Here is a 26,001-nt window from a genome sequence, read left to right as displayed (position 1 = left end):
CGCAGAAAAAAGCCCCGCAGTGCGGGGCTTTCTTCCTAGCGCTTCATCGAACCGAAGAACTCGTCGTTGGACTTGGTGTTCTTCATCTTGTCCAGCAGGAACTCCATCGCGGCCATTTCATCCATCGGATGCAGCAGCTTGCGCAGGATCCAGATCTTCTGCAGCAGCTCCGGTTCGATCAGCAGGTCTTCGCGGCGGGTGCCGGAACGGTTGATGTCGATGGCCGGGAACACACGCTTTTCAGCGATGCGGCGGCTCAGGTGCACTTCGCTGTTGCCGGTGCCCTTGAACTCTTCGTAGATCACCTCGTCCATCTTCGAACCGGTGTCGACCAGTGCGGTGGCGATGATGGTCAGGCTGCCGCCTTCTTCCACGTTGCGCGCGGCACCGAAGAAGCGCTTCGGGCGATGCAGGGCGTTGGCGTCCACACCACCGGTCAGCACCTTGCCCGAGCTCGGCACCACGTTGTTGTAGGCACGGGCCAGGCGGGTGATCGAGTCGAGCAGGATGACCACGTCCTTCTTGTGCTCGACCAGGCGCTTGGCGCGCTCGATGACCATTTCGGCCACCTGCACGTGGCGCGCGGCCGGTTCGTCGAAGGTCGAGCTGATGACCTCGCCGCGCACGGTGCGCTGCATTTCGGTCACTTCTTCCGGGCGCTCGTCGATCAGCAGCACGATCAGGTGCACGTCCGGGTGGTTGGTGGTGATGGCGGTGGCGACCTGCTGCATCATCATCGTCTTGCCGGCCTTCGGCTGCGACACGATGAGCGAGCGCTGGCCCTTGCCCTGCGGCGCCATCAGGTCGAGGATGCGGCCGGTGATGTCTTCCGACGAACCGTTGCCGCGCTCCAGGGTGAAGCGGCGGCGCGGGAACAGGGCGGTCAGGTTCTCGAACAGCACCTTGTTCTTCGACGCTTCGATCGGCTCGCCGTTGATGGTGTCGACGATGTTCAGCGCGAAGTAGCGCTCGCCGTCCTTCGGGAAGCGGATGCGGCCGGAGATATGGTCGCCGGTGCGCAGGTTGAAGCGGCGGATCTGGCTGGGCGAGATGTAGGTATCGTCCGGGCCGGCCAGGTAGCTGGCTTCGGCCGCGCGCAGGAAGCCGAAGCCGTCCGGCAGGATTTCCAGCACGCCGTCGGCGGCGACGCCGTCACCGTGGCGGGTCAGTACCTTCAGCAGGGCGAAGATCACATCCTGCTTGCGGGCGCGTGCCACGCCTTCGGAGATCTGCAGCTGCTCGGCGATTTCCAGCAGCTTCTGTGCCGGCATCCGCTTGAGGTCGCTCAGCGAGTAGACCGGGAAGCCCTCGGGCACGTTGGCGTGCGGGCGCGGCACGAACGGCTGCTGCTCGCCGCCGTCGTTGGGCAGGCCATCGTCGCGGAAGCGGTTGTTGCGGTCACGGTCGCGGCGGTTGCGGAAGCGGTCGCGGCGGTTGCCCTGACCTTGCCCCTGGCCCTGCTGGCCCTGCTGGCCCTGCTGGCCGTTCTGGTTGTACGGGTTCTGGCCCTGGTTCTGGCCGCCCCCCTGGTGGTTCTGCTGGCGCGGCTGGCCGGATTCGCGACCCTCACCACCTTCGCCGCCGCCACTGCTGGCAGGGGCCTCGGCGGCGGGCGCGCTCGGTGCGGGGGCGGCGGCGGCCGGTGCCGGCGCTTCGGGCGCGGCGGCCAGCGGCAGGGTCGGCTGCGCCGGAGCGGCGCTGGTTTCGGCGGCTGCCGGAGCGGCGGCCTTGCTCACGCGGGGCTTGCGCACGCGCTTTTCGGCGGGCGCATCGGCGCTGCCGGTTTCGGAAGTGTTATCGGACAAGAGCGTTATTCCTCGCTTGAAGGTGCGAGCGCCCGGCTGGGGCGGCGAACGTTGGGAATGGGTCTGGAAGAAACTGCGTCCAGAGGGTGCGGCACGCGAACGCGGCCGGATATGCCGACACTATCATCGGCCCGCGGCGCCATGCAAGGGTCACCGGGAACAGCATTCATCATGGGCGCGGGGCGCCCCACCGGCAGCCGTGGTCGACGGCTGCCGGGGAACAGCAGGATCAGGCCAGGGCCTTGTCCAGCAGGCCGGCCAGCTGGGCCTTGCCCACCGCACCGATCTGCTCGGCGACCTTCTCGCCATCCTTGAACACGACCAGGTACGGAATCGAACGCACGTGGTACTTGGCGGCCAGCGCACGGTTGTGGTCGACGTTGACCTTGGCGATCTTGGCGCGGCCCTGGTAGGCATCGGCCAGCTCGTCCAGCGCCGGGGCGATCATCTTGCACGGGCCACACCACTCGGCCCAGAAATCGACCAGCACCGGTTCCTTGGAATTCAGCACTGCGCTATCAAAGTCGGCGTCGCCGACATGTACAACCTTGTCGCTCATCTTGGTTTCTCGTCTTGGATTGCACCCGGTCATGCCGGAGGTGGGTGAACTGGGCCATGCCCGGTGGCGCGACCCTCGTCGTTGCCTCGCGGCGCACTGCCGCGGTGCGTTCGGCGGGATGCCTGGACGCTCACGGCCGGCAGTGTACCCCTATCGCAGGGCACGGACAGGCGCCGGCTGGAACCCAGCGTATCGTGATCGCTTCGATGGCCGGTATGTGTCGGATTTCACTGTCTTCCTGTACATGGGGCTGGCAGTGGGCGACACCAGCGCCTCTGCAAGGACCGTTCAAGTCCGGTGTTGCTGGGTGAAGGTCGAGCGTCTCTCGTATCTTTGAGACGGCTCATTCCGGTTTGCCCGCCCGAGTGCGTTAAACTGGGGCATTGTGCGGCGCGCGGACCCGGTGGTCCCAGCCTGCCAACCCGCCGCAGGGGCCGCAGTTTGCGACGGTGCCCCTAGACGATGAAGTGCCAGCCGCCTTACGGGCCGGCGGCCATACCAAGACGGACTCATGAGCGACAAACCGCTGACCGATTTGACCTTCTCCTCCTTCGAGCTGCATCCGGCCCTGCAGGCCGGCCTTGAAGGAGCCGGATTCACCCGCTGCACCCCGATCCAGGCGCTGACCCTGCCGGTCGCGCTGGCCGGCGGTGATGTTGCCGGCCAGGCCCAGACCGGCACCGGCAAGACCCTGGCCTTCCTGGTCGCGGTCGTGAACCGCCTGCTGAGCAAGCCGGCGCTGGCCGACCGCAAGCCGGAAGACCCGCGCGCGCTGATCCTCGCCCCGACCCGCGAACTGGCCATCCAGATCCACAAGGACGCGGTGAAGTTCGGTTCCGACCTGGGCCTGCGCTTCGCGCTGGTCTATGGCGGTGTCGACTACGACAAGCAGCGCGAGATCCTGCAGCAGGGCGTGGACGTGATCATCGCCACCCCGGGCCGCCTGATCGATTACGTGAAGCAGCACAAGGTGGTTTCGCTGCATGCCTGCGAGATCTGCGTGCTGGACGAAGCCGACCGCATGTTCGACCTCGGCTTCATCAAGGACATCCGCTTCCTGCTGCGCCGCATGCCGGAGCGCACCACCCGCCAGACCCTGCTGTTCAGCGCCACCCTCAGCCACCGCGTGCTGGAGCTGGCCTACGAGCACATGAACGAGCCGCAGAAGCTGGTGGTCGAAGCCGAGACGGTCACTGCCGCACGCGTGCGCCAGAAGCTGTACTTCCCGGCCGACGAAGAGAAGATCCCGCTGCTGCTGGGCCTGCTGTCGCGCAGCGAAGGCGCCCGCACCATGGTGTTCGTCAACACCAAGGTGTTCGTCGAGCGCGTCGCCCGTTCGCTGGAAAAGGCCGGTTACCGCGTCGGCGTGCTGTCCGGCGACGTGCCGCAGAAGAAGCGTGAGAGCCTGCTCAACCGCTTCCAGAAGGGCCAGCTGGAAATCCTGGTGGCCACCGACGTGGCCGCGCGCGGCCTGCACATCGACGGCATCAAGTACGTCTACAACTACGACCTGCCGTTCGACGCCGAAGACTACGTGCACCGCATCGGCCGTACCGCCCGCCTGGGCGAGGAAGGCGATGCGATCAGCTTCGCCTGCGAACGCTATGCGATGAGCCTGCCGGACATCGAGGCCTACATCGAGCAGAAGATTCCGTCCGAGCCGGTCACCAAGGAGCTGCTGACCGCGCTGCCGCGCCCGGAACGCCCGGCCCCGGCCGCAGGCGAGGACGGCGAAGAGAACGAGAGCGTTGGCCAGATCTTCCGGGAAGCGCGCGAAGCCCGCGCCGCCGAGGAAGAGCGTCGTGGCGGTGGCCGCAGTGGTGGCCGCTCCAGCGGTGGCCGCGGTGAGCGTCGCGACGGTGAGCGCAGCGGCGAGCGCCGTTCGCGTGGCCCGCGCAAGCCGCGCGTGGAAGGCGAGCAGGCTGCGGCCGCTCCGGTGGAAGGTGCTGAAGCCGCTGTCGCCCAGGCTCCGCGCCCGCCGCGTCCGCCGCGTGCCGAAGGTGCGCCGGAAGGTGCGGTGGATGGCGAGCGCAAGCCGCGCAAGCGTCGTCGTCGTCGCCACGGCCGTCCGATCGAAGGTGCCGAAGGCGTGCAGGCCACGGCCGGCAATGGCGCCAGCCCGGTCACCCCGGTGCAGGTGGTGGCCAAGCCGGTGCGCACCGCGGCCGATACCGGTGATTCGTTCCTGACCCGCATCGGCCGCAAGATCCGCCGGATGCTGTCGGGCAGCTGATCGGCCGATGGTGGTGCCCCATGGGGCAGGGTAGTGCCGGCCGCTGGCCGGCAACCCACGAAGCTGCCGGCCAGCGGCCGGCACTACCGATGGCGCTACCGATCCGTCGCGCTGGTCCTGCATAATCGGGGCATGAGTGTCCTGCGCTTCGACAATGTCAGCAAACAGTACGCCGGTGGCCACGAGGCACTGACCGATGTCAGCTTCGAGGTCGCGCCGGGCGAGATGCTGTTCGTCACCGGCCATTCCGGTGCGGGCAAGAGCACCCTGCTCAAGTTGATCCACCTGGACGAGCGGCCCAGCCGCGGCGCGGTGGTGTTCGATGAGCGCAACCTGCTGAAGGTGCGCGGTGGCGACGTGCCCCGCCACCGACGCGCGGTGGGGGCGGTCTACCAGGACCACCGCCTGCTGATGGACCGCTCCATCGCCGAGAACGTGGCGCTGCCGCTGATCCTGCGCGGCACCCGCCGTAGCGACATCAACAAGCGTGTGCGCTCGGTGCTCGAGCGGATGGGCCTGGGCCATCGCGAGAAGGCGCTGCCCTCGCAGCTGTCGGCCGGTGAGCAGCAGCGCGTCGGCATCGCCCGCGCCATTGTCGGTGAGCCCAAGCTGCTGGTGGCCGATGAGCCGACCGGCAACCTCGACCCGACCCTGGCGGCGGAGATCATGGCCCTGTTCGCCGAGCTGCCCGCGCGCGGCACCAGCGTGCTGGTGGTCAGTCACGACCTGCCGCTGCTGCGCCGCATGCGCAAGCGCGTGCTGATCCTTGACCACGGCCGGCTGGTGGATGACATCTCGCCGCAGGACCTGGCGGAGTAATCGATGGCGAAGAACGAAAACAGCGAAGCCGCCGCCCCGTCGCGTGTGGGCGTCTGGGTCCAGCACCACGTGCACAGCGTGGTGTTCAGCCTCGGCCGCGCCTGCCGCAAGCCGTGGGCGACCCTGCTGACGGTGATGGTCATGGCGCTGGCGCTGGCCCTGCCGCTGGGCCTGTCGATCGCGCTGGACAACCTCAAGCAGTTCGCCGGCAGCGTGCAGCAGTCGCGCGACATCAACGTGTTCCTGAAGGGCAACGTCGATGGTCCCGGCGCGCTGCGCCTGGCCGGCCAGCTGCGCGATCGCGATGACGTGGCCGAAGTGAACGTGCGCACGCCCGAGCAGGGCCTGCAGGAACTGCGCGATGCCGGCCTCGGCGAGGCGATCGATGCACTCAACGACAATCCACTGCCCTCGCTGCTGGTGATCACCCCCGGCCAGGGCAAGGACGACGCGCGCTTGGCGCGCGCGCTGGAAAGCCTGCCCGAGGCCGACCTGGTGCAGCACGATGCGCTGTGGCGCCAGCGCCTGGATGCCTGGCTCGCGTTCGGTGCGCGGCTGGTGCAGGTGCTGTCGGTGCTGCTCGGCGTGGGCGCCGCGCTGGTGGTCGGCAACACCGTGCGCCTGGACATCCAGGCCCGCCGCGAAGAGATCGGCGTGCTGCAGCTGCTCGGCGCCAGTGATGGCTTCATCCGCCGCCCGTTCCTGTACCTGGGCGCGTGGTATGGCCTGGGTGCCGGCGCAGTGGCGCTGGCCCTGATTGCTGCGGCCGGCGCCGCGCTGCGCGTGCCGCTGGCCGAACTCTCCCGCAGCTACGGCAGCCCGTTCGTGCTGCACGGCCTGGACCTGCTGCATGGCAGCCTGGTCCTGCTCGGCACACTGCTGCTGGGCTGGCTGGGCGCGTGGCTGGTGACCGGCCATTTCCTTCGCCAGACCCGCCCGACCGACACCTGAGACCGGCATGCAACCGCAAGCGCTGAAGCACCTTGAAGGGCCCGCGACGCGGGTGATGGTGGTCGATGGGTCAAAGCTGGTGCGCAAGCTGATCGCCGACGTCCTGCAGCGTGACCTGCCGGGCGTGGAGGTGATCGGCTGCGACAGCATCGAGGACGCACAGCAGGCGCTGGCACAGGGGCCGGTGGATCTGGTGACCACCTCGCTGACCCTGCGTGATGGCGACGGCCTGGCACTGGCGCGGATGGTCCGCGAAGCCGCAGGCCAGGCCTATGTGCCGGTGATCGTGGTCTCCGGCGATGCCCAGCAGCATCTGGAGCAGCGCCGCTTCACCGAGTACGTCACCGACTATTTCGACAAGGCGCTGGGCCACGAGGCACTGGCGACCTTCATCCGCGGCTACGTGCAGCCGCAGACCATTCCCGGCGCCACCATCCTCTATATCGAGGACAGCCGCGTGGTTGCCGAGGCTACCAAGCGCATGCTGGAACGCCAGCAGTTGAACGTGCTGCACGTGGTCAGCGCCGAAGAGGCGTTCACCCTGCTCACTGCCGAGTCGCTGGGCCGCAGTCGCCACCGCATCGACCTGGTGCTGACCGACGTCACCCTGAAGGGCGAACTGAGCGGTCGCGACGTGGTGCAGCGCGTGCGCGTGGACTTCGGCTACGGCAAGCGTCGCCTGCCGGTGCTGGTGATGACCGGCGATGGCAACCCGCACAACCAGACCGGGCTGCTGCAGTCCGGTGCCAACGACTTGGTGCTCAAGCCGATCGAAGAGCGCCTGCTGGTCACCAAGGTGCTGTTCCAGCTGCGCCTGGCCCGGTTGAACGATGGACCCCTGATTCGATGAAGTGGCGTGATGATTGATGAAGTAGCCGGCACCCCGACGATCCAGCTCGAGCCGAGCTGGAAGCAGCATGTCGGTGATTACCTGATGCAGCCGCAGATGCGCGAGCTGTCCAGCTTCCTGCGCCAGCGCAAGGCCAGCGGTGCGGCGGTGTTCCCGCCCGGCCCGCAGATCTTCGCTGCGTTCGATGCCACGCCGTTCGAGCAGGTGAAGGTGGTGATCCTCGGCCAGGACCCGTACCACGGCCGCGGTCAGGCGCATGGGCTGAGCTTCTCGGTGGCGCCCGGAGTGCCGGTGCCGCCGTCGCTGCTGAACATCTACAAGGAGATCGAGAGCGATCTCGGTATCCCGCGTCCGGACCATGGCTGCCTGATCCCGTGGGCGCAGCGCGGTGTGCTGCTGCTCAATGCCGTGCTGACGGTGGAAGAGGGCCAGGCCGGTGCCCACCAGGGGCGTGGCTGGGAAGGTTTCACCGACCACGTGGTGGATGTGCTCAACCGCGAACGCGACGGCTTGGTGTTCATGCTCTGGGGCGCGTACGCGCAGAAGAAGGGCAAGGTCATCGACACCCGCCGCCACCGTGTGCTGAAGTCGCCGCACCCGTCGCCGCTGTCGGCCCACCGCGGCTTCCTGGGCTGCCAGCATTTCTCGATGGCCAACGAGTACCTGCAGCGCCGCGGCCAGGCCCCGATCGACTGGTCGCTGCCGCCGCGTTCGGCGCTCTGAGCGGGCCGGGCAGTAGCCCGGCGCCGCCAGCGATGGATCAGTGGCCCGCTGCTGGCGCGATATCCGCGCGCCGATAGTAGGCACGCGCGCCTTCGGCAATCACGCTGAGGGCTTGGACCGTGCCGTCGCCACCACGGTGGAACAGCAGCTCCGCACCTACGCTGCCGGCGAGGAAGCGAACAGGGGTCAGTGCCTGGAGCATGACGGCCTTGCCCCGTCCTGGAAGGCGCAGTTCCAGTCCCGCTTGGCCTGCCTGTACGTCCAACGTCGTGGCTTCGAACCAGTCAGCGAGACCGCCGCGGACGTCCATCGGCAGCGCGCCATCGAGTACGAAGTGGCCGCTGAAACCTGGGTAGCTGTCGCGCAGAAGCGCCGGGTCAAGCGTGCGGATGACTGGTTTGGCATTGTGGCCGAGTGCGTCGGAAAGGGCATTGCGGATTTCCCCGCGCAGTGCGGGGCCGTTGTCGCCATTGGTCAGGATGACGAATCCATCGCCGCTCTCCGGGTAGCCTTCGATGCCGGCGTGATAGCTGTCATTGCTGCCATTGTGGAAGAAGCGGCGACTGGCGCCGTTGCCGGCGAGCTCCGGTCCCAGGCCACGACCGGCCGGCGCCACTTCGCTGACCATCTGCAGGGCCAATGACTGCGGCAGCCATCCATCCTTGGTGCGGATGCTGCGCAGCAGGGCCGCGACGAACAGGCCCATGTCGTTGGCGCTGGTCCACAGCCCGGACGCCGCCTGTTCCGGAAAGCTCTGCCAGCCGCGTGGCAGGGCCTCCGGCAGGCCTTTGTTGTCGTGCGCATGGGCAACGTTGCCGTAGCCGGCAGGCAAGGGGCTCTGGTACGTGCTGCGGGACATGCCCAGTGGCGCGAACACCTCGCGACGTGCGACGTCGGCGAATGCTCTGCCCGTCAGGTCTTCGATCGCCAGCTGCACCACCGTGTAGCCGCCACCGGAATAGTCGACCTGCTGGCCGGGCGCGTGGATCAGGCGTATCGGTTCATTCTTTGCGGGCGCCAGTCCATCCAGTGTCTGCAGCAAGGTCGGCAAGCGTTCGGCGGGCTGGTAGTCCTGGAAGCCATGCACATTGAAGCCGGCGGTGTGCGAGAGCAGCATGCGCAGGTTGATCGGCGGGTGCAGTCCCTGCGCATCGGCAGGCACATGCCAGCGGCGCAGGCGTGGATCGATGTTCTCCTCCAGCGAGACCTTGCCGGCAGCAACCAGCTTCAGGGTGGTCGCCGCAGCGCCCATCTTGCTGACCGAGCCCACCGAGAACACGGTATCGGCATCCACCGCGTCGTGCGTGCCCGCCTGGCGCAGGCCGTATCCGGCGGCGTACACCACCTTGCCATCGCGGATCACCGCAACGGCGGCACCCGGCACCTTGTAATGGGCAAGGCGTTCCTCGATCGACCACTGCGGCAGCGCCGCGCCCAGCTGCGCGGTGCTGGGGCGCAGGCCATGGGCCATTGCCTGGGCAAAGCGCGCAGCGTCTTCTGCGCTGGCGTCAGTGGCCATCACGTGGAACGGGGTCAGGCAGACCAGCAGCGAACACAGCAACAGGCGGCTCATCATCGACATCCTTGCGGGAGTGGAAGAGGGTTGGGATCGGCGCAGGCGTTGCCACGCACGCCTGCCGCGTCCGATCGTTGCGGGTGGAACAGGTTGCCGCCGCAGCGCAGAGGGCGATGCGGCGGCGGAGTCAGCGTCGTTCGCGGCGGGCGCCCTGCGTCAGCAGGTAATCGCGTACGGCCGCGGTGCCGGCCTGGTTCAACGGTGTCCGCCAGCGGCCCAGCCAGCCGTCGGCTTCCACCCCCAGGTTGATATCGGCGCCGTGCGCGAGCAGGTACTGCACGGTGACCAGGTGCCCTTCGCGCGAGGCATTGATCAGCGGCGTCTCGTCATAGGTCACGACCCGGTTGACGTCTGCACCGGCCTGCACCAGTTGCTCGACGATGGGTTGCAGGCCCAGCGCGGAGGCGACGATCAACGGATTGCCTTCGCCCAGCGCAGCGCGATCAGGGTCGGCTCCCAGCTGCAGCAGGGCGTCGACCATCACCGGATCGCGTGCGCGGATGGCCTGGATCAGCGCCGTGCCATCGCCGAGCACGCGCGCATCGAGATCGACGCCCGCCACCGCCAACGCGTGGACCTGCGCGACGTCATGCGTGCTGGCGGCCTGGAGCAGAGTGTTGACGCGCGTATCGGAGGTGCTGGCCGCTGGTGAGGCCAGTCGTGGTGAGACAGCCACCGCGGTGCCGACGCAGGCCAGCAGAAGCAGCAGGCCCAGCATCAACAGACTGCGGCGCCGAGGGGCGTACGACGGGGCGTCCAGCAGTTGGTCGATGCGCTGCGCCAGCTGGCTGCGTGCACTGAACATGCCCAGTGCAAGCGTCGGCGCCTCTTCGCGCAGGGCCTGAAGCTGTTCGATACCGGCCAGCAGCGAGCCTGCATAGTCCAGCGGTTCGCGTGCCTGCATCGCAGCGCGTGCATCACAGGCCATTTCGCGCAGTAGCGCCAGGCGTGCCTGGGCAAGGTGCAGGAGTGGATTCCACCAGAACAGTGCTGTTCCCGCCCGCAGCAGCGTGCTTGTCCACAGATCGCGTCGATCCAGGTGTGCAACCTCGTGGCGGACGATGTCGCGCAGCACGTTGTTGTCCAGCCGTGCCAGCAAGGGGCGGGGCAGCAGGATCTGCGGGCGCCACAGGCCGACCACCATGGGCCCGTCGACGGCGCAGGTGGCGATCGTCACGTGGGCGGGCACGATGTCGGCCAGGGCCGCGCGCAGTCCGGCGGACGCCGGTTGTGCCAGCCGCCGCAGCCGGCGCGCGTGCAGCATCGCGTCCAGCAGGCGCATGCCCAGCCACAGGGTGCCCAGCAGCCACACCACTGCAAGCACTGTCGGCAGGGTCTTCGGTAGTTCGACGTAATAGATGTCGGGCTGCCGTCCAGCTTCGAAGATGGCCTCTCCCGCCGTTGCGCCTTCGCCGGGCAGGGGGTGGAACGCGGCGGCGGGCGGCGCCGGTGCGGGCAGGGTGGTTGACCAGCCCGGCAGGAAGGCGCTGAGCGGCAACAGCAGGGCCGCTGCCATCGCGGCGGTCAGCAGCCAGGAGCGTTGTTCGGCACTGAGGGCCCGCCGCCATGCCAGCCACAGCGCGGGCAGCAGCACAACGGCAGACAACAGCAACTGCCGAAGGCCCAGTGCCATCGCCATGTCGATGAGGTTCATTCCTTCCTCCCGGCCCTGGCATCGCTGATGCGCTGCTGCAGTGCCTGCAGTTCGTTGCGGTCGATTTCGCGTTCGTCCACCAGGTGCTGTGCCAGCACGTTCGGTGAGCCGTCGAAGAACTGATGCAGCAGATGGTCGAGCGCTTGCCGGCGGGCCTGCTCGCGGCTGAGCGTGGCGTGATAGATGTAGGCGCGACCTTCCTGGCGATGACTGACAAAGCCCTTCTTCGCCAGCACGTTGAACATCGTCAGCACCGTGGTGTACGCGACCGGCTTATGTTCGCCGAGCACATCCGCCACATCGCGGACGGACGCTTCGCCCTTGTCCCAGAGGATGTCGAGGATGGCCTGCTCGGCGGGGGTGGGATTCTGCGAGACAGGGCGGGCCATGCGCTTCTACGTATGAATTAGTTGATGCATCGGAGCATGTCGCCGGATGGCTGTCAACGGGTTTCTTAGTAGTAAAGGTGCGGCCCTCAGCCTTCGGGCCTGAACACCCGGCAACGTCTTCTGGCCTGAATGGGCCTCAAGAACGGCCCGTTCAGCTCCGCTTGACCGGAATCGGCCGGTTTCCGGCAGGTAATTGCTTGAATTCCAAGGGATTGTGAATCCCGAAAAGCGCGCTCGCCACTGTCATCAAATCGCGCTACGGTAGGGCTCTGTTTGGGACCAGTGTTGCATCAATAGGATGCTGGAACTTTTTCCTCCTTTAGCAGTCCAAATCCCGGACTGCTAAGATGGGTGCCTATGAGCCAGAACACCTCTACTGCCCTTGTGGCAAACAATCTCCCGATTCCCAGTGCGCTCGGTTCGCTGGACGCCTACATCGGTGCCGTGCACCAGATCCCGGTGCTGTCGGTCGATGACGAACAGGACCTGGCCCGTCGCTTCCGCGACGGCAACGATCTGGACGCCGCCCGCGAGCTGGTGCATTCGCACCTGCGCTTCGTGGTGCACGTGGCCCGCGGTTACAACGGCTACGGCCTTGCCCTGGGTGATCTGATCCAGGAAGGCAACATCGGCCTGATGAAGGCGGTCAAGCGCTTCGACCCGGACATGGGCGTGCGCCTGGTCTCCTTCGCCGTGCACTGGATCCGTGCAGAGATGCACGAGTTCATCCTGAAGAACTGGCGCATCGTCAAGGTCGCCACCACCAAGGCGCAGCGCAAGCTGTTCTTCAACCTGCGCAAGTCGAAGACGCGCCTGGGCTGGATGAACGCGGCGGAAGTGAGCGCGGTGGCCAAGGACCTGAACGTGTCCGAGCGCGAAGTCATGGAAATGGAGTCGCGCCTGTCCGGCCGCGATATCGGTTTCGACGCGCCGACCGACGAGGACAACGAACACGCACCGCCGTCGCCGGCTGCGTTCCTGGTTGCCGATGACGAAGACCCGTCGATGGCCTACGAGCGCGAGGACAGCGAAGACAACCAGATGCAGCTGCTGCGCGAAGGCCTGGCGGAACTGGATGCCCGCTCGCGCGACATCATCCGCCGTCGCTGGCTGGACGCCGACAGCAAGGTGACGCTGCAGGAACTGGCCGACGAGTACGGCGTGTCGGCCGAGCGCATCCGCCAGGTTGAGGCGAACGCACTGAAGAAGATGAAGGCGCTGTTCACCGCGTAAGCGGGAAGGCGTTGGAATGAAGAAGGCCCGGCACTGCCGGGCTTTTTCTTTTTGGTGGCGTTCTCATCCACGCATGGCGTGGCTCTACTCTGACGCCAGGGCGGTGATTGCGCCGACCGGATCATGTGCTGGATGCTGATGTTCACGCCGTACCACGCAGTGGCACGGTATGATCATGCCACGCGTCTTCCGCACACGAAGTTTCAATCGCAGCATGCGCAGGACCACCCTGTCCGAGGCTGCGCTGTACCGGTCGGTACGTGAAATGGAAGCGGGTCTGGTGGATGCTGATCTTGGCGGCGGAATCTTAAAGAAGCGCGTTGCCTTGCCGGGGCGAGGAAAGCGTGGGAGCGTCCGAACCATCGTCGCCACACAGCGAGGCGGGCATTGGTTCTTCCTTTTCGGCTACGAGAAGAATGAACGTGCTGCAATCACGAATGCGGAACGCGATGCGCTGCAGCTGTACGCATCGGAGTTCCTGAAAATGAGTGCGGCGCAGTTGAATCGTGCCGTGGAGTACGGGGATCTACAGGAGATCGACCATGACGAAGACCCCTGAGCGACGGCGCGCGAAAAGTGCGCTTCTTGAGGCGGTGCATGATGCCGCTGTGAGTCTGCACGCGCATGGTTTCATCGATAAACGTCGATTGAGCAGCTACGAAGCGCTTTGCCTTGAGCCGGTGCCTGAGTACAGCAGTGCCCAGATACGTGCCCTGCGTACGTCATTGCAGCTCAGTCAGCCGGTCTTTGCGGGAGTTCTCAATACCAGCGTTTCCACCGTACGCAGCTGGGAGCAGGGCGAAAAGAAGCCCAGCGGACCGTCACTGAAGTTGCTTAACCTGATTGATCGGAAGGGACTCGAAGCAGTCCTGTAAAGCAAAGGCCCGGTTCTGCCGGGCCTTTGTTTTTCCGAGGCGTTCAATCCACGCATGGCGTGGATCTACCCAGTGTCAGTAGAGCCACGCCATGCGTGGCTGCGGCGCGGCCGTCACTCTTCGCGTGCGATCGCCCGCCAGCCGATGTCGTTGCGGTGGAACTCGTTGGCCCAGGTCACCTTGGCCACGCCTGCATACGCATTCGCCTGCGCGTCGCGCACGCTGTCGCCCAGTGCGGCCACGCACAGAACGCGGCCGCCGGCGCTGACGACCTGGCCCTGCGCATCCAATGCCGTACCGGCATGGAACACCTTGGCACTGGCCGGCACATCGCCCAGGCCGGAAATCACGTCACCGCTGATCGGCGTTTCCGGGTAAGGCTTCGCCGCCAGCACCACGCCCAGCGACGGGCGCGCGTCCCAGTGTGCTTCCACCTGGTCCAGGCGGCCGTCGATGGCGGCTTCCACCAGCTCGACCAGATCCGACTGCAGGCGCAGCATCACCGGCTGGGTTTCCGGGTCGCCGAAGCGCACGTTGAATTCGATCACCTTCGGTGCGCCGTTGGCATCGATCATCAGGCCGGCGTAGAGAAAGCCAGTGAACGGGATGCCGTCGGCGATCATGCCCTGCACGGTCGGGTTCACCACCTCGCGCATCACGCGGGCATGCACATCCGGCGTCACCACCGGGGCCGGCGAATAGGCGCCCATGCCGCCGGTGTTCGGGCCGGTATCGCCGTCGCCGACGCGCTTGTGGTCCTGCGAGGTGGCCATCGGCAGCGCATGCACGCCGTCCACCATCGAAATGAAGCTGGCTTCCTCGCCGTCGAGGAATTCCTCGATCACCACACGTGCACCGGCATCGCCGAACGCGTTGCCGGAGAGCATGTCACGCACCGCGTCTTCGGCTTCGGCCAGGGTCATTGCGACGATCACGCCCTTGCCAGCGGCCAGGCCATCGGCCTTGACCACGATCGGTGCGCCCTTCTCGCGGATGTAGGCCAGCGCGGCGTCCACGTCGGTGTGCACGGCGTAGAACGCGGTGGGGATGTCGTGGCGGGCCAGGAAGTCCTTGGCGTAGGCCTTGCTGCCTTCCAGCTGCGCGGCAGCGGCGGTCGGCCCGAAGATACGCAGGCCAGCAGCGCGGAAGCGGTCGACCACACCGGCCACCAGCGGTACTTCCGGGCCGACCACGGTCAGCGCCACGCCTTCGGCCTGTGCCAGCGCTAGCAGGCCGTCGATATCGGTGACCTTGACCGCCACGTTGCGGCACTTGTCTTCGCTGGCAGTGCCGGCGTTGCCGGGCGCCACGATCACTTCGGTGACACGGGAGGACTGGGCCAGCTTCCATGCCAGGGCGTGTTCGCGGCCGCCAGAGCCGATGACAAGTACGTTCATCACGAGATTCCAGATTGCGTGGGAAGGGAAGATCGATATCCCCGGCGGCGCGCGTGGTTCACTCGCAGCCTTCGCGTCGCAGCGATTCGGGGAAGGAATAGGCCCAGGTCTTCGGGTCCAGGGTGAAGCGGTGTTGCTGCCGGACCTGCTTGCCACCGCAGGTGGTGCCGGTTTCGTCGATCAGCAGCGGCCAGACCCGCGCGCTGCGGTCGCTGTCGTCGAAACGCAGGGCGAAATCGATGCTGAAGCGGCGGGTGCGGCAGTCATTGGCGGTGTCCGGGTCGGTACTGGCGTCGACCGTGTCGCACTCGTACTGGGCGTCATTGTCGATATGGCTGCGCACGCTGCCACTGGCCACCAGGCCGTTCGGGCCCGGCAGGATCAGCGACTGCGAGAGCAGCGAGAAGCCCTGCCCGAACCAGCCGTCCTCGACGCGGAAACCATAGAAGTCACTGCCGGCGCGGATGATGCTGGCGGTGCCGGGCTGGCCGCCGCTACCGAAGCGCTCGCCGGTCAGTTCGCTGGTCACCTCGAAGCCATCGCCCTTGGGGCGCAGCACAAAGAACTCGATGGTTCCCGGGTCGATGTGCGCGCCATCGACCAGCGCACCGCACACGGCCAACAACTGCTGCCAGCTGTCCCCGCTCACCACCGGTTGTTCCGCGCAGACCTGCCAGTCCACCGCATGGGTATCGCCATCGTCGGTCCAGCTGCCGCGCCATTCAGCGGAGAGCGTGGCGTTGCTGCCGTAGCGCTGGACCAGGAAAGCCTGCAGTCGTGCGGTGCGGCTGACATGCTGCGCCGGTGAGGCGGGGGCCATCGCAGGCGCATCTGCCTTCGGGCTCGCGCTGGGCTCGACAGCAGGCTTGCAGCCGGCCAGCATGGCCGCGCCCGCGAGGGCGAGGGCGGCCAGCGATTTCATTGAAACTGTGGACATCCGTGTCGCTCCAGGATCAATGGCGGAAGTGGCGCACGCCGGTGAACACCATGGCCAGGCCATGTTCGTCGGCGGCGGCGATCACTTCGGCATCGCGCATCGAACCGCCCGGCTGGATGACCGCCTTGATGCCGGCGGCGGCAGCGGCATCGATGCCGTCGCGGAACGGGAAGAACGCGTCGGAGGCCATCACCGAGCCCTCGACCACCAGGTTCGCATCGGCGGCCTTGATGCCAGCGATGCGCGCCGAGTACACGCGGCTCATCTGGCCGGCGCCGACACCGATGGTGCGGTTGTCCTTGGCATAGACGATCGCGTTGGACTTCACGAACTTGGCCACCTTCCAGGCGAACAGCAGGTCGGTGAACTGCTTGTCGGTCGGCGCCAGCTTGCTGACCACCTTCAGTTCGTCGCGGGTCATGCCGCGGTTGTCCGAGGACTGCAGCAGCAGGCCAGAGCCGACGCGCTTGCTGTCGAAGTTGTTCAGGCCATCGCCGTGCGGGATGCGCAGCACGCGCACGTTGGCCTTCTTCTGCGCGTACTCCAGCGCAGCCGGCTCGTAGTCCGGGGCAATCAGCACTTCGACGAACTGGCGGTCCAGGATCACCTTGGCGGTGGCGGCGTCCAGCGGTTTGTTGAAGGCAATGATGCCGCCGAAGGCGCTGGTCGGGTCGGTGGCGTAGGCCAGCTCGTAGGCATCGCCGTTGCCGGCACCGACGGCCACGCCGCACGGGTTGGCGTGCTTGACGATGACGCAGGCCGGCGCATCGAACTGGCGCACGCATTCCCACGCCGCGTCGGCATCGGCCAGGTTGTTGTAGCTCAGTTCCTTGCCCTGCAGCTGCTGGAAGGTGGCCAGCGTGCCCGGCACCGGATACAGGTCGCGGTAGAACGCGCCGCTCTGGTGCGGGTTCTCGCCGTAGCGCAGGTCCATCACCTTCACGAAGGTGGAGTTCATCTGTGCCGGGTACTCGGTACGCGCCGGCACCGCAGCGTCGGTGGCGGTGACCGCCGACAGGTAGTTGCTGATCGCGGCGTCGTACTGGGCGACGCGGTTGAACGCGGCCACCGAGAACGCGAAGCGGGTGGCAGCCGACAGCTGGCCGTTGTTGGCCTCCAGCGAGGCCAGCAGCTCGGCGTACTGCGACGGATCGGTGGACACCGCCACGCGGGCGAAGTTCTTGGCCGCCGAGCGCAGCATGGCCGGGCCGCCGATGTCGATGTTCTCGACCGCGTCGGCCAGGGTGCAATCGGCCTTGGCGGTGACCGACTCGAACGGGTACAGGTTCAGCACCAGCAGGTCGATGGCGCCGATGCCGTGCTCGGCCATCACCGCATCATCGAGGCCCGAACGGCCCAGCAGGCCGCCGTGCACCATCGGGTGCAGGGTCTTGACCCGGCCGTCCATCATTTCCGGGAAGCCGGTGACGTCGGCCACGTCCTTCACGGCCAGGCCGGCATCGCGGATCGCCTTGGCGGTGCCGCCGGTGGACAGCAGCTCCACGCCGCGTGCCGCCAGCGCAGTGGCCAGCTCGACCAGACCGGTCTTGTCGGAAACGGAGAGGAGGGCCCGGCGGACGGGCAACAGATCAGCAGTCATGGGACAGAATCGGCAGCGGAGCGGGGCCGATATTGTAGGCGGTGGGGGCCGGTGGCGGGCGCTGGAAGGGGCAATTTGCCATGGCAATCGACGTAAGGCCGGGTCGGGCACATCGATCCGGACCGGTCCGGGGGCTGGGCTGTGGACCGGAGCCGGGTTGTCGGAATCTGCCGACGATGGGGTAGGCTGTGCCCGCACTGCCAAGGATCAGCGGGTACGGATCATGTCGATCTATGCATTGAAAGGACGTTTCCAGGACCTGTTGCGTCCAGCCGTTCGCGGTCTGTACCGCATGGGGATCACCGCCAATACGGTGACCGTGGCCGCCGCCGTGGTCTCGCTGCTGGTGGCTGCCGCCGTGTGGTGCTGCGCGCCGGCCCAGCCCCTGCTGTACCTGCTGCTGCCGCTGTGGATGCTGCTGCGCATGGCACTCAACGCCGTGGACGGCATGCTGGCCCGCGAGTTCGGCCAGCAGTCGCGGCTGGGCGCCTATCTGAACGAGCTGTGCGATGTGATCGCCGACGCGGCGCTGTACCTGAGCCTGCTCAGCGTGCCGGGCGTGCGCCCGGAAGCGCCGTGGCTGCTGGCCTGGACGGCGGCCCTGAGCGAGTACGCCGGGGTGCTGGGGCTGATGGTCGGTGCCAGCCGCCGCTATGACGGCCCGATGGGCAAGAGCGACCGCGCGTTCGTCATCGGCGTGCTGGGCCTGCTGCTGGCGTTCGGCTGGGGGGCTGCGATGACTGTCACTGGCGTGGCCGCGGCCATGGCGGTGCTGTGCGTGCTGACGATGATCAATCGCGTCCGTCGCGGACTGCGGGAAGCGGCGGTTTCGCCGAATTAATCAAGCAGATACAAAAAGACAATCAGGAGATTGCATGCGTCAGGCGCAGGAACGGGAATTCCACAGCTTCGACCAGGTACCGCTGTTCTACCGGTACTGGGCGAGCACTACCGCGACCCCAGCCACCAAGGCTGTCGTGCTGCTGCATCGCGGCCATGAACATTCTGGCCGGGTCACCCACCTGGTCGATGAGCTGGACCTGCCCGACACCGCCTTCTTCGCCTGGGATGCACGCGGTAATGGCCGTTCGCCCGGCGCACGTGGCGATGCCCCGGGCTTCCCGGCGCTGGTGCGTGATCTGGACAGCTTCATCGCCCACATCGGCGCCGAGCATGGCATCGCGGTGGAAGACATCGTGGTGATCGCGCAGAGCGTGGGGGCGGTGGTCGCCGCCACCTGGGTGCACGACTACGCGCCGCGCCTGCGCGCGCTGGTGATGGCTTCGCCGGCGTTCAAGGTGAAGCTGTACGTGCCGTTCGCACGCCCGGGCCTGGCCTTGATGCAGAAGCTGCGCGGCAATTTCTTCGTCAACAGCTACGTCAAGCCGCAGTGGCTGACCCACGATCCGGCGCGGGTGGAAAGCTACCGCACCGATCCGCTGATCACCCGGCCGATCTCGGTGCGCGTGTTGCTGGGCCTGTACGAAGCGGCCGACCGCATCGTCGCCGATGCGCAGGCGATCAGCGTGCCGGTGCAGCTGCTGGTGTCCGGCTCGGATTTCGTGGTGCACCGTGGCCCGCAGGACCGCTTCTACGAGCGCCTGTCCAGCCCGATCAAGGAGCGCGTGCATCTGCCGGGCTTCTTCCACGACACGCTGGGCGAGCGCGATCGGGCGCCGGCGCTGGCGCGTATCCGCAGTTTCATCCAGGCACGTTTCGCCGAGCCGCTGCGCGAACTGTCGCGGCGCGATGCGCACCGCCATGGGCCGACTTTCGAAGAATCGGAGATCCTGGCCTGGCCACCGGAACGCAACAGCCTGGCCGACCTGCGCTGGCGCGTGGTACGTGGCGGCCTGCGCTTCGGCGGAACGTTGTCCGAAGGCATCGCGCTGGGTCTGCAGACCGGATTCGATTCGGGCAGCACGCTCGACTACATCTATCGCGATGAGGCGCGCGGCAAGGGCCCGTTGGGGCGCATGGTCGATCGCAACTATCTGGATGCGATCGGCTGGCGCGGCATCCGCATTCGCGGCCAGCACCTGCAGGAACTGCTGCGCGACGCTGCCCAGCGCCTGCGCGGGCAGGGCACGCCGGTGCGCGTGCTGGACGTGGCCGCCGGCCATGGCCGCTACGTGCTGGAAGCGCTGGGCCAGGGCGAACAGCGCGCCGAGCGCATCGTGCTGCGCGACTTCAGTGATCTGAACGTCACCCAGGGTCAGGCCTTGATCGAGCGCCTGGGGGCGGCCGACATCGCGCGCTTCGAGCAGGGTGATGCGTTCGACCCGGCACAGCTGGCCAAGGTCGATCCAGCACCGACGCTGGCCGTGGTATCGGGCCTGTACGAACTGTTCCCCGACAACGATGCGGTGCTGCGATCGCTGCAGGGGATTGCTGCAACGGTGCCGGTCGGTGGCTACCTGGCCTACACCGGCCAGCCGTGGCACCCGCAGCTGGAGTTCATCGCACGCGCACTGACCAGCCACCGCGGCGGCGCCGCGTGGGTGATGCGCCGCCGTACCCAGCAGGAAATGGACGAGCTGGTGCGCCTGGCCGGGTTCGAGAAGGTGGCGCAGCGTATCGACGACTTCGGCATCTTCACGGTGTCGCTGGCGCGCCGGACCGCGTGATGGCGACGCTCGCCGCAGCCCCGCTGGCCGCAGAGGGGCGCCCCTGGCGGCGCGCCCTGTTGTGGCTGGCCCTGCTGGGCCCATTCTTCTTCGCCAGCTATGGCTTCGCCAACTGGATGGCCGGCCGCCATGCCGAACTGCCGGTGATGGCGTTCGGATGGGAAACGCAGATTCCGTTCGTACCGTGGACGATCGTGCCGTACTGGTCGATCGATCTGTTCTATGCGGTTTCCTTCTTCCTGTGCCGGCAACGGTTGGAGCTGGACCGGCATGCGTTGCGGTTGTTCAGTGCACAGTTGATCGCGGTGACCTGCTTCCTGCTGTGGCCACTGCGCTTCAGTTTCGAGCGGCCGGAGATCGGCGGTGTGTTCGGTTGGTTGTTCGATGTGCTGCTGGGCTTCGACAAGCCGTTCAACCAGGCGCCATCACTGCACATCGTGTTGCTGATCGTGCTGTGGGTGAAATTCGCGCAGTACCTGCATGGGGTGTGGCGTTGGGTACTGCATGTGTGGGCGCTGCTGATCGGCGTCTCGGTGCTGACCACATTCCAGCATCATTTCATCGATATCCCGACCGGCCTGCTGGCCGGTTGGCTGTGCGTCTGGCTGTGGCCGGAGCAGGGCACGCCACCCTTGCGTGCCTGGCGCACCGCGCGTGACGCCAGACGTTGGCGCCTGGCAGCGCTGTACCTGCTGGTGGCCGCTGCATTGCTGGTGCCGGTGGTGCTTCTGCGTGGCGCGGCGTTGTGGCTGCTGTGGCCGGTGGTATCGCTGCTGCTGGTGGCGTTGGCGTATGCGGGGCTCGGTACGGCGGTGTTCCAGAAGCGTGCCGATGGTCGCCTGACCATGGCGGCACGCTGGTTGCTGGCGCCGTACCTGGGTGCGGCCTGGATCAATTCGCGGCTGTGGACGCGCCGCGCGCCGCAGCCGGTGCCGGTGATGGACGGTGTATGGCTGGGGCGTGTTCCCTGCGCTGCATTGCCGGCACCCTTGGTCGGCGTGGTCGATGCCTGTGCCGAACTGTCCTGTCGTGCACCGGGCGCGGCGTATGCCAGCGTGCCGATGCTGGACCTGGTGGTGCCCACGCCGCACCAGTTGCGCGAGGCGGCCGAGGTCATCGAGCGGCTGCGTGCGCATGGACCGTTGCTGGTGTGCTGTGCACTGGGCTATTCGCGCAGTGCTGCCAGTGTGGCGGCCTGGCTGTTGCGCAGTGGTCGTGCCACCGATACCGATGCCGCGGTGGCGATCGTGCGCACGGCACGTCCGGGCGTCGTGCTGGGCGCGGCGCATCTGCATGCCATCACTGCTGCAGCGGGAGTACGCACGTGAGTACAGATCCCGATCTGGCGACCATGCAGCTGCTGCTGCGGCAGGGCCGTTGGCCGGCGGGCCTGTCGCTGGGCCTGCTGCTGGTGGCGCTGCTGCTGCTCGGCACCGAACCTGGCCTGGCGATGATTGCCGCCGGCGTGTTGCTGCTCAGTGTTGCCGCGGGCATCGCACAGATCTACCACGCGTGGCGGGTGGCGCTGGATGCCAGCCTGCTGCAGCTGCTGCGCGATGAAGGCCTGGACGGCGAAGCCGCCGCGCGCCGCACCGACCAGCTGCTGCACGCCAGTGGCCTGCGCCGCATGCAGCCCGACGCGCCGCTGCGCGGCTGGGATGCGCGCTGGGCCGGCATGCGTCGCCTGCTGCTGCGCCAGTACCTGCTGGCCGCAGTGCAGTTCGCACTGCTGGTGCTGGCCGTGTTGTGGCCGCAGACGTGAACGGGAGGGACCGATGTTCGCTGAATTGATTGCGCGCGCCTGCAGTGGCGCGATCCATGTAGTGACCGGCGCCCGCGCGCTGTGGATCGGCTGTGCGCCGTCCAGCGAACGGCGCGTGTATTACGGCAACCACGCCAGCCATGGTGACTTCGTGCTGATCTGGTCGTCGATGCCACCGGCACTGCGGCGCCAGGTGCGCCCGGTGGCCGCGGCCGAATACTGGCAGCGCGATGGCCTGCGTCGCTACCTGATCGATGCGGTATTCAACGGCGTGCTGGTCGAGCGCGAGGCCGGCCATCGCCAGCAGGATCCACTGCAGGCCCTGCGTGACGCGGTGGACGAAGACTGCTCGCTGATTCTGTTTCCGGAAGGTACCCGCAACGTGGGCGAAGAGCCGCTGCTGCCGTTCAAGAGCGGCATCTATCACCTGGCACGGCAACGCCCGGAGCTGGAATTCGTACCGGTGTGGATCGACAACCTGAAGCGGGTGATGCCCAAGGGCCGGTTCCTGCCGCTGCCGCTGCTGTGCACGGCCACCTTCGGTACGCCGCTGCGGCTGCAGGCCGACGAGGACAAGGCCGCCTTCCTGGCCCGCAGCCGGCAGGCGCTGCTGGACCTGGCGCCGAACGGGGGCAGGGCATGAGCTTCCTGATCGATGTGTCCGGCGACCTGGCCACGCAGAGTGTCGGCCAGCAGACCGGCCTGCTGTTTGCTGGCGTGGGTGCGGTGCTGGTGCTGGCCACGCTGGTGGCCGAGACATTGCGCTGGCGCCAGCGTGGGCAGCCCAGCGCGGTGATCGCCAACCTGGTCTCGCGCATCCGCGCGTGGTGGGTGATGGCGATCGTGGTCGGGCTGGCGCTGTTCTTCGGTCGTGCCGGGGTGATCGTGCTGTTCGCGATCATCTCGCTGTTCGCACTGCGCGAGTTCATCACCCTGGCGCCGACCCGCTCGGGCGACTACTACGCGCTGCTGGCCGCGTTCTACATCGTGCTGCCGTGGCAGTACTACCTGGTCTGGATCGACTGGTACGGCATGTACACGCTGCTGATTCCGGTCTATGCGTTCCTGTTCCTGCCGATCCTGTCGACCATTGGCGGTGATACCACGCACTACCTGGAGCGGACCGCGAAGGTGCAGTGGGGGTTGATGATCTGCGTGTTCTGCATCTCGCATGTGCCGCTGCTGCTGAACCTGCACGTGCCCGGCCATGACCCGTCGCGCAACGTGCTGCTGTTCGCCTTCCTGGTGATCGTGGTGCAGTCTTCGGACGTGCTGCAGTACATCTGGGGCAAGCTGCTCGGCAGGCATCTGATTGCGCCGAAGCTGTCGCCGTCGAAGACGGTGGAGGGCTTCGTGGGCGGCGTGCTGAGTGCCAGCGCGCTGGGCGCGGCGCTGTGGTGGATCACCCCATTCACGCCGCTGCAGGCGTTCGGCCTGTCGCTGCTGATCAACCTGATGGGGTTCTGGGGCGGCCTGGTGATGTCGGCGATCAAGCGCGATCGTGGCATCAAGGACTGGGGCCACATGATCGAGGGCCATGGCGGCATGCTCGACCGGCTGGACTCGGTGTGCTTCGCCGCGCCGGTGTTCTTCCACGTGGTGCGGTATTACTGGAAGGCGGGCGGCGGCGGTTGATTCTGCCGGGCTTCCATCCACGCATGGCGTGGATCTACCGGTAGTGCCGGCCGCTGGCCGGCAACTGCAACATCCTGCCATCGTTCGTGGGGTTGCCGGCCAGCGGCCGGCACTACCTGCGCGCGTTTACGCGCTGATGCCGTATTCCTTCAGCTTCTTGCGCAGGGTGGCACGGTGGATGCCCAGCATCGCGGCGGCGCGGCTCTGGTTGCCTTCGCAGTGGTTGAGCACTTCCACGAACAGCGGAATCTCCATCTCGCGCAGCACGATCTCGTAGACATCGTCCGCGTCGCAGCCATCGAGGTCACGCAGGTAACGGCGCACGGATTGGGCGACATGTTCACGCAGCGGTGGCCGGGGAGCGCCACGACTGTTGTCAGGACGAGAAAGGACAGCGTTCAAGGGGGTTCCCGATTCGGTTGGCCCGTGCGCGCGGAGCGCGCGGCCGGACGAGGTGGTGGCGGCCAGTCTAGCGCGAGCGTGCCCGGCCTGCCACGGCTGGTCGCCTCTCCCCGGTCAGAGGAAGTCGAAGGTGAATGCGACGGTGGACGCAGCGGGCTCCTGCAACCGGAAGGCGACGCGCGCGCTCTGGCCCGGTTCCAGCAGGGCTGCACCGGGGTTCTCGCCCAGGTACTGCGCGGGCGTGAACACGCCGCTGCCGATCACCCGGCCATCGGCATCGGACAATGACAACCGCAGGTCCGGCCACGCCTGTGCCCAGCGCGCATCATTGCGGATGCTGGCCTGCACCTGCAGCACACCGGCCTGGCCCGGCAGGGGGCGGATCTCGCGGCTGGTCATGGTGAACGCAGTGGGCTCGTGCCAGGCAGGCAGGCTGCAGCGCAGCACGCCGCACAGCGTGCCCAGCCATGCGCGGTTGCCGGCGTCGGCGGCCAGCCGCGCGCGGTCGGCCAGCACGCTCTGCAGTACCAGCAGCAATGCCAGCCCGGCGACCAGCAGCCAGTGCCAGCGGGGTGTTGGCAGCGTGCGCGTGCGCGCGCTGCCGAGGAAGCTGGGGGCATCACTGGCGACCGCCGTTGCCTGCACCGCGACCGGCGCCGGCTCGATGGCCGCTGCTTCATCAACGATGACAACGTCATCGTCGTGTCGCATCTCTGTCGCCGGTGGGCGTGCCAGGTCGATGGGCTCGGCCTGCATCTGCTCCACGGGCGTTGCGTGCCCGGCTTCGTCCTGCATGCGCGCATCGGTCGCAGGCGCAGGCTCACCCTCCGGCGTCGTGCGCAGGAAGGTGGCCAGGGGACGGCGCGGTGGGTTCGGCTCGGACATGCTCAGGGCGCGGGCTCGGATCCAGCGGTCATTCAACCACGATCAGGCGCGGCGCACGCCGGTGATGCGCATCCAGTCGCCATCCTGGGTGGCCTGCAGATCGTCGAACCATGCTGCGTAGCGCTGCAGCAGTTCGCCTTCCTGGCCATGCAGGATGCCGGACAGGGCGATGCGGCCACCGGCAGCAACGCGCGCAGCCAGCAGTTCGGCCAGCGCATCCAGCGCCGAGGCGAGGATGTTGGCGACCACGATCGGATAGGTCGCGACCGGTTCGTCCTGCGGCAGGTACACATGCATGCGGGCCTGCTCGCCGTTGCGCTCGGCATTGTCGGCGGTGGCGACCAGGGCCTGCGGATCGTTGTCCACGCCGATGGCTTCGGCGGCGCCCAGCTTCAGCGCGGCCAGTGCGAGGATGCCCGAGCCGCAACCGAAGTCGAGCACGCGTTGGCCCTGCAGCAGGCCATCGACCGCCAACTGGTCCAGCCAGCGCAGGCACAGTGCGGTGGTCGGGTGGGTGCCCGAACCGAACGCCAGGCCCGGGTCCAACCGCACCACGGCGGCATCGGCGGCCTGTGCGGCATCGGGCAGTTCATGGTTCCACGGCACGATCCAGGTACGGCTGCCGAAGTCCATCGGCTGGAACTGGTCGAGCCAGGCACGTTCCCAGTCTTCATCCTCGACCGCGCGGAAGCTGCCGCTGCTCCAGTCCAGCTCCGGATCGAAGGATTCCAGTGCGGCCAGCAGCAACAGCGCGTTGCTGTCGGCGGGGAACAGCGCGCTCAGCACCAGCGTGTCCCACAGCGGGGTCTCGCCCACGCCCGGTTCGAGAATGGCCTGTTCGTTGCTGGTATCGGCCTCGGCATCGAGCAGGGTCACGGCCAGTGCACCAACGTCCTCCAGCGCATTTTCATAGCGGGGCTGGGTGGCTTCGGTGCAGCGCAGGGTCAGTTCCAGGAACGGCATGGTGGTGGGGGCAATCGCGGGAAAGGGGGCCATGCTAGACCATCGGGGCGTCTCCGTATTGCCTGAGATGCCGCTCCGAGATGAACGAAGCCCGTTCAGACAGGCCCGTCGGGCCTTGCTAAACTT

At 67.2% G+C, this 26,001-nt stretch carries 25 protein-coding genes; 14 read left to right on the top strand and 11 right to left on the bottom strand.

All coding sequences use genetic code 11. The annotated features are described in order from the left end of the window. Positions 1-35: 35 nt before the first annotated feature. A complete protein-coding gene (gene rho, locus MG068_RS19045; RefSeq protein WP_132810892.1) occupies positions 36-1,805 on the bottom strand; it encodes a transcription termination factor Rho in 1,770 nt (589 codons plus the stop codon). Between the two features lie 229 nt (positions 1,806-2,034). Further along, positions 2,035-2,364, bottom strand: a complete 330-nt coding sequence (gene trxA, locus MG068_RS19040; protein WP_088027548.1) for a thioredoxin TrxA — start codon at positions 2,362-2,364, stop codon at positions 2,035-2,037. 511 nt (positions 2,365-2,875) lie between these two features. On the opposite strand from trxA, the gene rhlB reads away from it, so the two are divergent. The 5 genes from rhlB (at position 2,876) to ung (ending at position 7,940) form a co-directional block, all read left to right on the top strand. Continuing rightward, positions 2,876-4,597 (top strand): ATP-dependent RNA helicase RhlB, encoded by a 1,722-nt coding sequence (gene rhlB, locus MG068_RS19030; RefSeq protein WP_132810891.1) that lies wholly within the window; start codon positions 2,876-2,878, stop codon positions 4,595-4,597. Positions 4,598-4,729: 132 nt separating this feature from the next. Then, a complete protein-coding gene (ftsE, locus tag MG068_RS19025) occupies positions 4,730-5,416 on the top strand; it encodes a cell division ATP-binding protein FtsE (RefSeq protein WP_032129538.1) in 687 nt (228 codons plus the stop codon). Between the two features lie 3 nt (positions 5,417-5,419). Continuing rightward, positions 5,420-6,367 carry a permease-like cell division protein FtsX gene (gene ftsX, locus MG068_RS19020; RefSeq protein WP_132810890.1) on the top strand — a complete coding sequence of 316 codons (948 nt, stop codon included), beginning with the start codon at positions 5,420-5,422 and terminating at the stop codon, positions 6,365-6,367. A 7-nt stretch (positions 6,368-6,374) separates the two neighbouring features. Beyond that, positions 6,375-7,217, top strand: coding sequence for a response regulator (locus MG068_RS19015; protein ID WP_005411271.1), 843 nt, complete (start codon positions 6,375-6,377; stop codon positions 7,215-7,217). A gap of 9 nt (positions 7,218-7,226) precedes the next feature. Then, a complete protein-coding gene (gene ung / locus MG068_RS19010) occupies positions 7,227-7,940 on the top strand; it encodes a uracil-DNA glycosylase (RefSeq protein ID WP_049400766.1) in 714 nt (237 codons plus the stop codon). Positions 7,941-7,977: 37 nt separating this feature from the next. Here ung and MG068_RS19005 read toward each other — a convergent pair whose 3' ends face one another. The 3 genes from MG068_RS19005 to MG068_RS18995 form a co-directional block, all read right to left on the bottom strand. Continuing rightward, complete coding sequence (locus MG068_RS19005; protein WP_240792095.1) at positions 7,978-9,513, bottom strand: serine hydrolase domain-containing protein; 1,536 nt, start codon at positions 9,511-9,513, stop codon at positions 7,978-7,980. A 130-nt stretch (positions 9,514-9,643) separates the two neighbouring features. Further along, positions 9,644-11,170 carry a M56 family metallopeptidase gene (locus tag MG068_RS19000; RefSeq protein WP_132810888.1) on the bottom strand — a complete coding sequence of 509 codons (1,527 nt, stop codon included), beginning with the start codon at positions 11,168-11,170 and terminating at the stop codon, positions 9,644-9,646. Further along, the gene (locus MG068_RS18995; protein ID WP_032129544.1) at positions 11,167-11,559 is read right to left on the bottom strand and encodes a BlaI/MecI/CopY family transcriptional regulator; all 393 of its coding nucleotides are present in this window, start codon (positions 11,557-11,559) and stop codon (positions 11,167-11,169) included. Before MG068_RS18995 ends, MG068_RS19000 begins: the two co-directional genes overlap by 4 nt. 357 nt (positions 11,560-11,916) lie before the next feature. Between MG068_RS18995 and rpoH the strand changes: the two genes are divergently transcribed. The 3 genes from rpoH (at position 11,917) to MG068_RS18980 (ending at position 13,667) form a co-directional block, all read left to right on the top strand. After that, positions 11,917-12,792: an RNA polymerase sigma factor RpoH gene (gene rpoH, locus MG068_RS18990; RefSeq protein ID WP_005411269.1), complete on the top strand. Its 876-nt coding sequence runs from the start codon at positions 11,917-11,919 to the stop codon at positions 12,790-12,792. 214 nt (positions 12,793-13,006) lie between these two features. After that, positions 13,007-13,351, top strand: coding sequence for a type II toxin-antitoxin system RelE/ParE family toxin (locus MG068_RS18985; protein WP_240792094.1), 345 nt, complete (start codon positions 13,007-13,009; stop codon positions 13,349-13,351). Beyond that, positions 13,335-13,667: a helix-turn-helix domain-containing protein gene (locus tag MG068_RS18980; RefSeq protein WP_019338970.1), complete on the top strand. Its 333-nt coding sequence runs from the start codon at positions 13,335-13,337 to the stop codon at positions 13,665-13,667. Before MG068_RS18985 ends, MG068_RS18980 begins: the two co-directional genes overlap by 17 nt. Before the next feature lie 113 nt (positions 13,668-13,780). Here MG068_RS18980 and purD read toward each other — a convergent pair whose 3' ends face one another. From purD to purH, 3 genes are read right to left on the bottom strand one after another with little or no spacing between them, the layout of a single operon-like run. Next, positions 13,781-15,064 (bottom strand): phosphoribosylamine--glycine ligase, encoded by a 1,284-nt coding sequence (gene purD / locus MG068_RS18975; protein WP_071229355.1) that lies wholly within the window; start codon positions 15,062-15,064, stop codon positions 13,781-13,783. A 58-nt stretch (positions 15,065-15,122) separates the two neighbouring features. Further along, positions 15,123-16,001, bottom strand: coding sequence for a hypothetical protein (locus MG068_RS18970; protein ID WP_071229356.1), 879 nt, complete (start codon positions 15,999-16,001; stop codon positions 15,123-15,125). A gap of 16 nt (positions 16,002-16,017) precedes the next feature. Further along, complete coding sequence (gene purH / locus MG068_RS18965; RefSeq protein ID WP_049423484.1) at positions 16,018-17,601, bottom strand: bifunctional phosphoribosylaminoimidazolecarboxamide formyltransferase/IMP cyclohydrolase; 1,584 nt, start codon at positions 17,599-17,601, stop codon at positions 16,018-16,020. Positions 17,602-17,824: 223 nt separating this feature from the next. Here purH and MG068_RS18960 point away from each other — a divergent pair, with 223 nt between their 5' ends. From MG068_RS18960 to MG068_RS18935, 6 genes are read left to right on the top strand one after another with little or no spacing between them, the layout of a single operon-like run. Further along, the gene (locus MG068_RS18960) at positions 17,825-18,442 is read left to right on the top strand and encodes a CDP-alcohol phosphatidyltransferase family protein (protein ID WP_132810886.1); all 618 of its coding nucleotides are present in this window, start codon (positions 17,825-17,827) and stop codon (positions 18,440-18,442) included. Between the two features lie 34 nt (positions 18,443-18,476). After that, the gene (locus MG068_RS18955) at positions 18,477-20,228 is read left to right on the top strand and encodes a bifunctional alpha/beta hydrolase/class I SAM-dependent methyltransferase (RefSeq protein ID WP_132810885.1); all 1,752 of its coding nucleotides are present in this window, start codon (positions 18,477-18,479) and stop codon (positions 20,226-20,228) included. A gap of 23 nt (positions 20,229-20,251) precedes the next feature. Next, positions 20,252-21,556 (top strand): phosphatase PAP2/dual specificity phosphatase family protein, encoded by a 1,305-nt coding sequence (locus tag MG068_RS18950; RefSeq protein WP_206138727.1) that lies wholly within the window; start codon positions 20,252-20,254, stop codon positions 21,554-21,556. Continuing rightward, positions 21,553-21,990 carry a hypothetical protein gene (locus MG068_RS18945; RefSeq protein WP_132810883.1) on the top strand — a complete coding sequence of 146 codons (438 nt, stop codon included), beginning with the start codon at positions 21,553-21,555 and terminating at the stop codon, positions 21,988-21,990. Before MG068_RS18950 ends, MG068_RS18945 begins: the two co-directional genes overlap by 4 nt. Positions 21,991-22,003: 13 nt before the next feature. After that, positions 22,004-22,633 carry a lysophospholipid acyltransferase family protein gene (locus MG068_RS18940; protein WP_032129554.1) on the top strand — a complete coding sequence of 210 codons (630 nt, stop codon included), beginning with the start codon at positions 22,004-22,006 and terminating at the stop codon, positions 22,631-22,633. Next, positions 22,630-23,625, top strand: coding sequence for a phosphatidate cytidylyltransferase (locus MG068_RS18935; RefSeq protein ID WP_032129555.1), 996 nt, complete (start codon positions 22,630-22,632; stop codon positions 23,623-23,625). Before MG068_RS18940 ends, MG068_RS18935 begins: the two co-directional genes overlap by 4 nt. A gap of 126 nt (positions 23,626-23,751) precedes the next feature. Here the strand turns inward: MG068_RS18935 and fis are convergent, their stop codons facing one another. The 3 genes from fis to prmA form a co-directional block, all read right to left on the bottom strand. Beyond that, the gene (gene fis / locus MG068_RS18930; protein ID WP_005419706.1) at positions 23,752-24,027 is read right to left on the bottom strand and encodes a DNA-binding transcriptional regulator Fis; all 276 of its coding nucleotides are present in this window, start codon (positions 24,025-24,027) and stop codon (positions 23,752-23,754) included. Positions 24,028-24,141: 114 nt separating this feature from the next. Next, complete coding sequence (locus tag MG068_RS18925) at positions 24,142-24,912, bottom strand: DUF3426 domain-containing protein (protein ID WP_132810882.1); 771 nt, start codon at positions 24,910-24,912, stop codon at positions 24,142-24,144. Between the two features lie 42 nt (positions 24,913-24,954). Continuing rightward, complete coding sequence (gene prmA, locus MG068_RS18920; protein WP_049463300.1) at positions 24,955-25,875, bottom strand: 50S ribosomal protein L11 methyltransferase; 921 nt, start codon at positions 25,873-25,875, stop codon at positions 24,955-24,957. Positions 25,876-26,001: the final 126 nt, after the last annotated feature.

It is taken from the genome of Stenotrophomonas sp. ASS1, from assembly GCF_004346925.1.
In the GTDB taxonomy this organism is placed as follows: Bacteria; Pseudomonadota; Gammaproteobacteria; order Xanthomonadales; family Xanthomonadaceae; genus Stenotrophomonas; species Stenotrophomonas maltophilia_A.
Note: the sequence above shows the minus strand (reverse complement) of the source record. Positions and strands in the feature narration are given on the sequence as shown.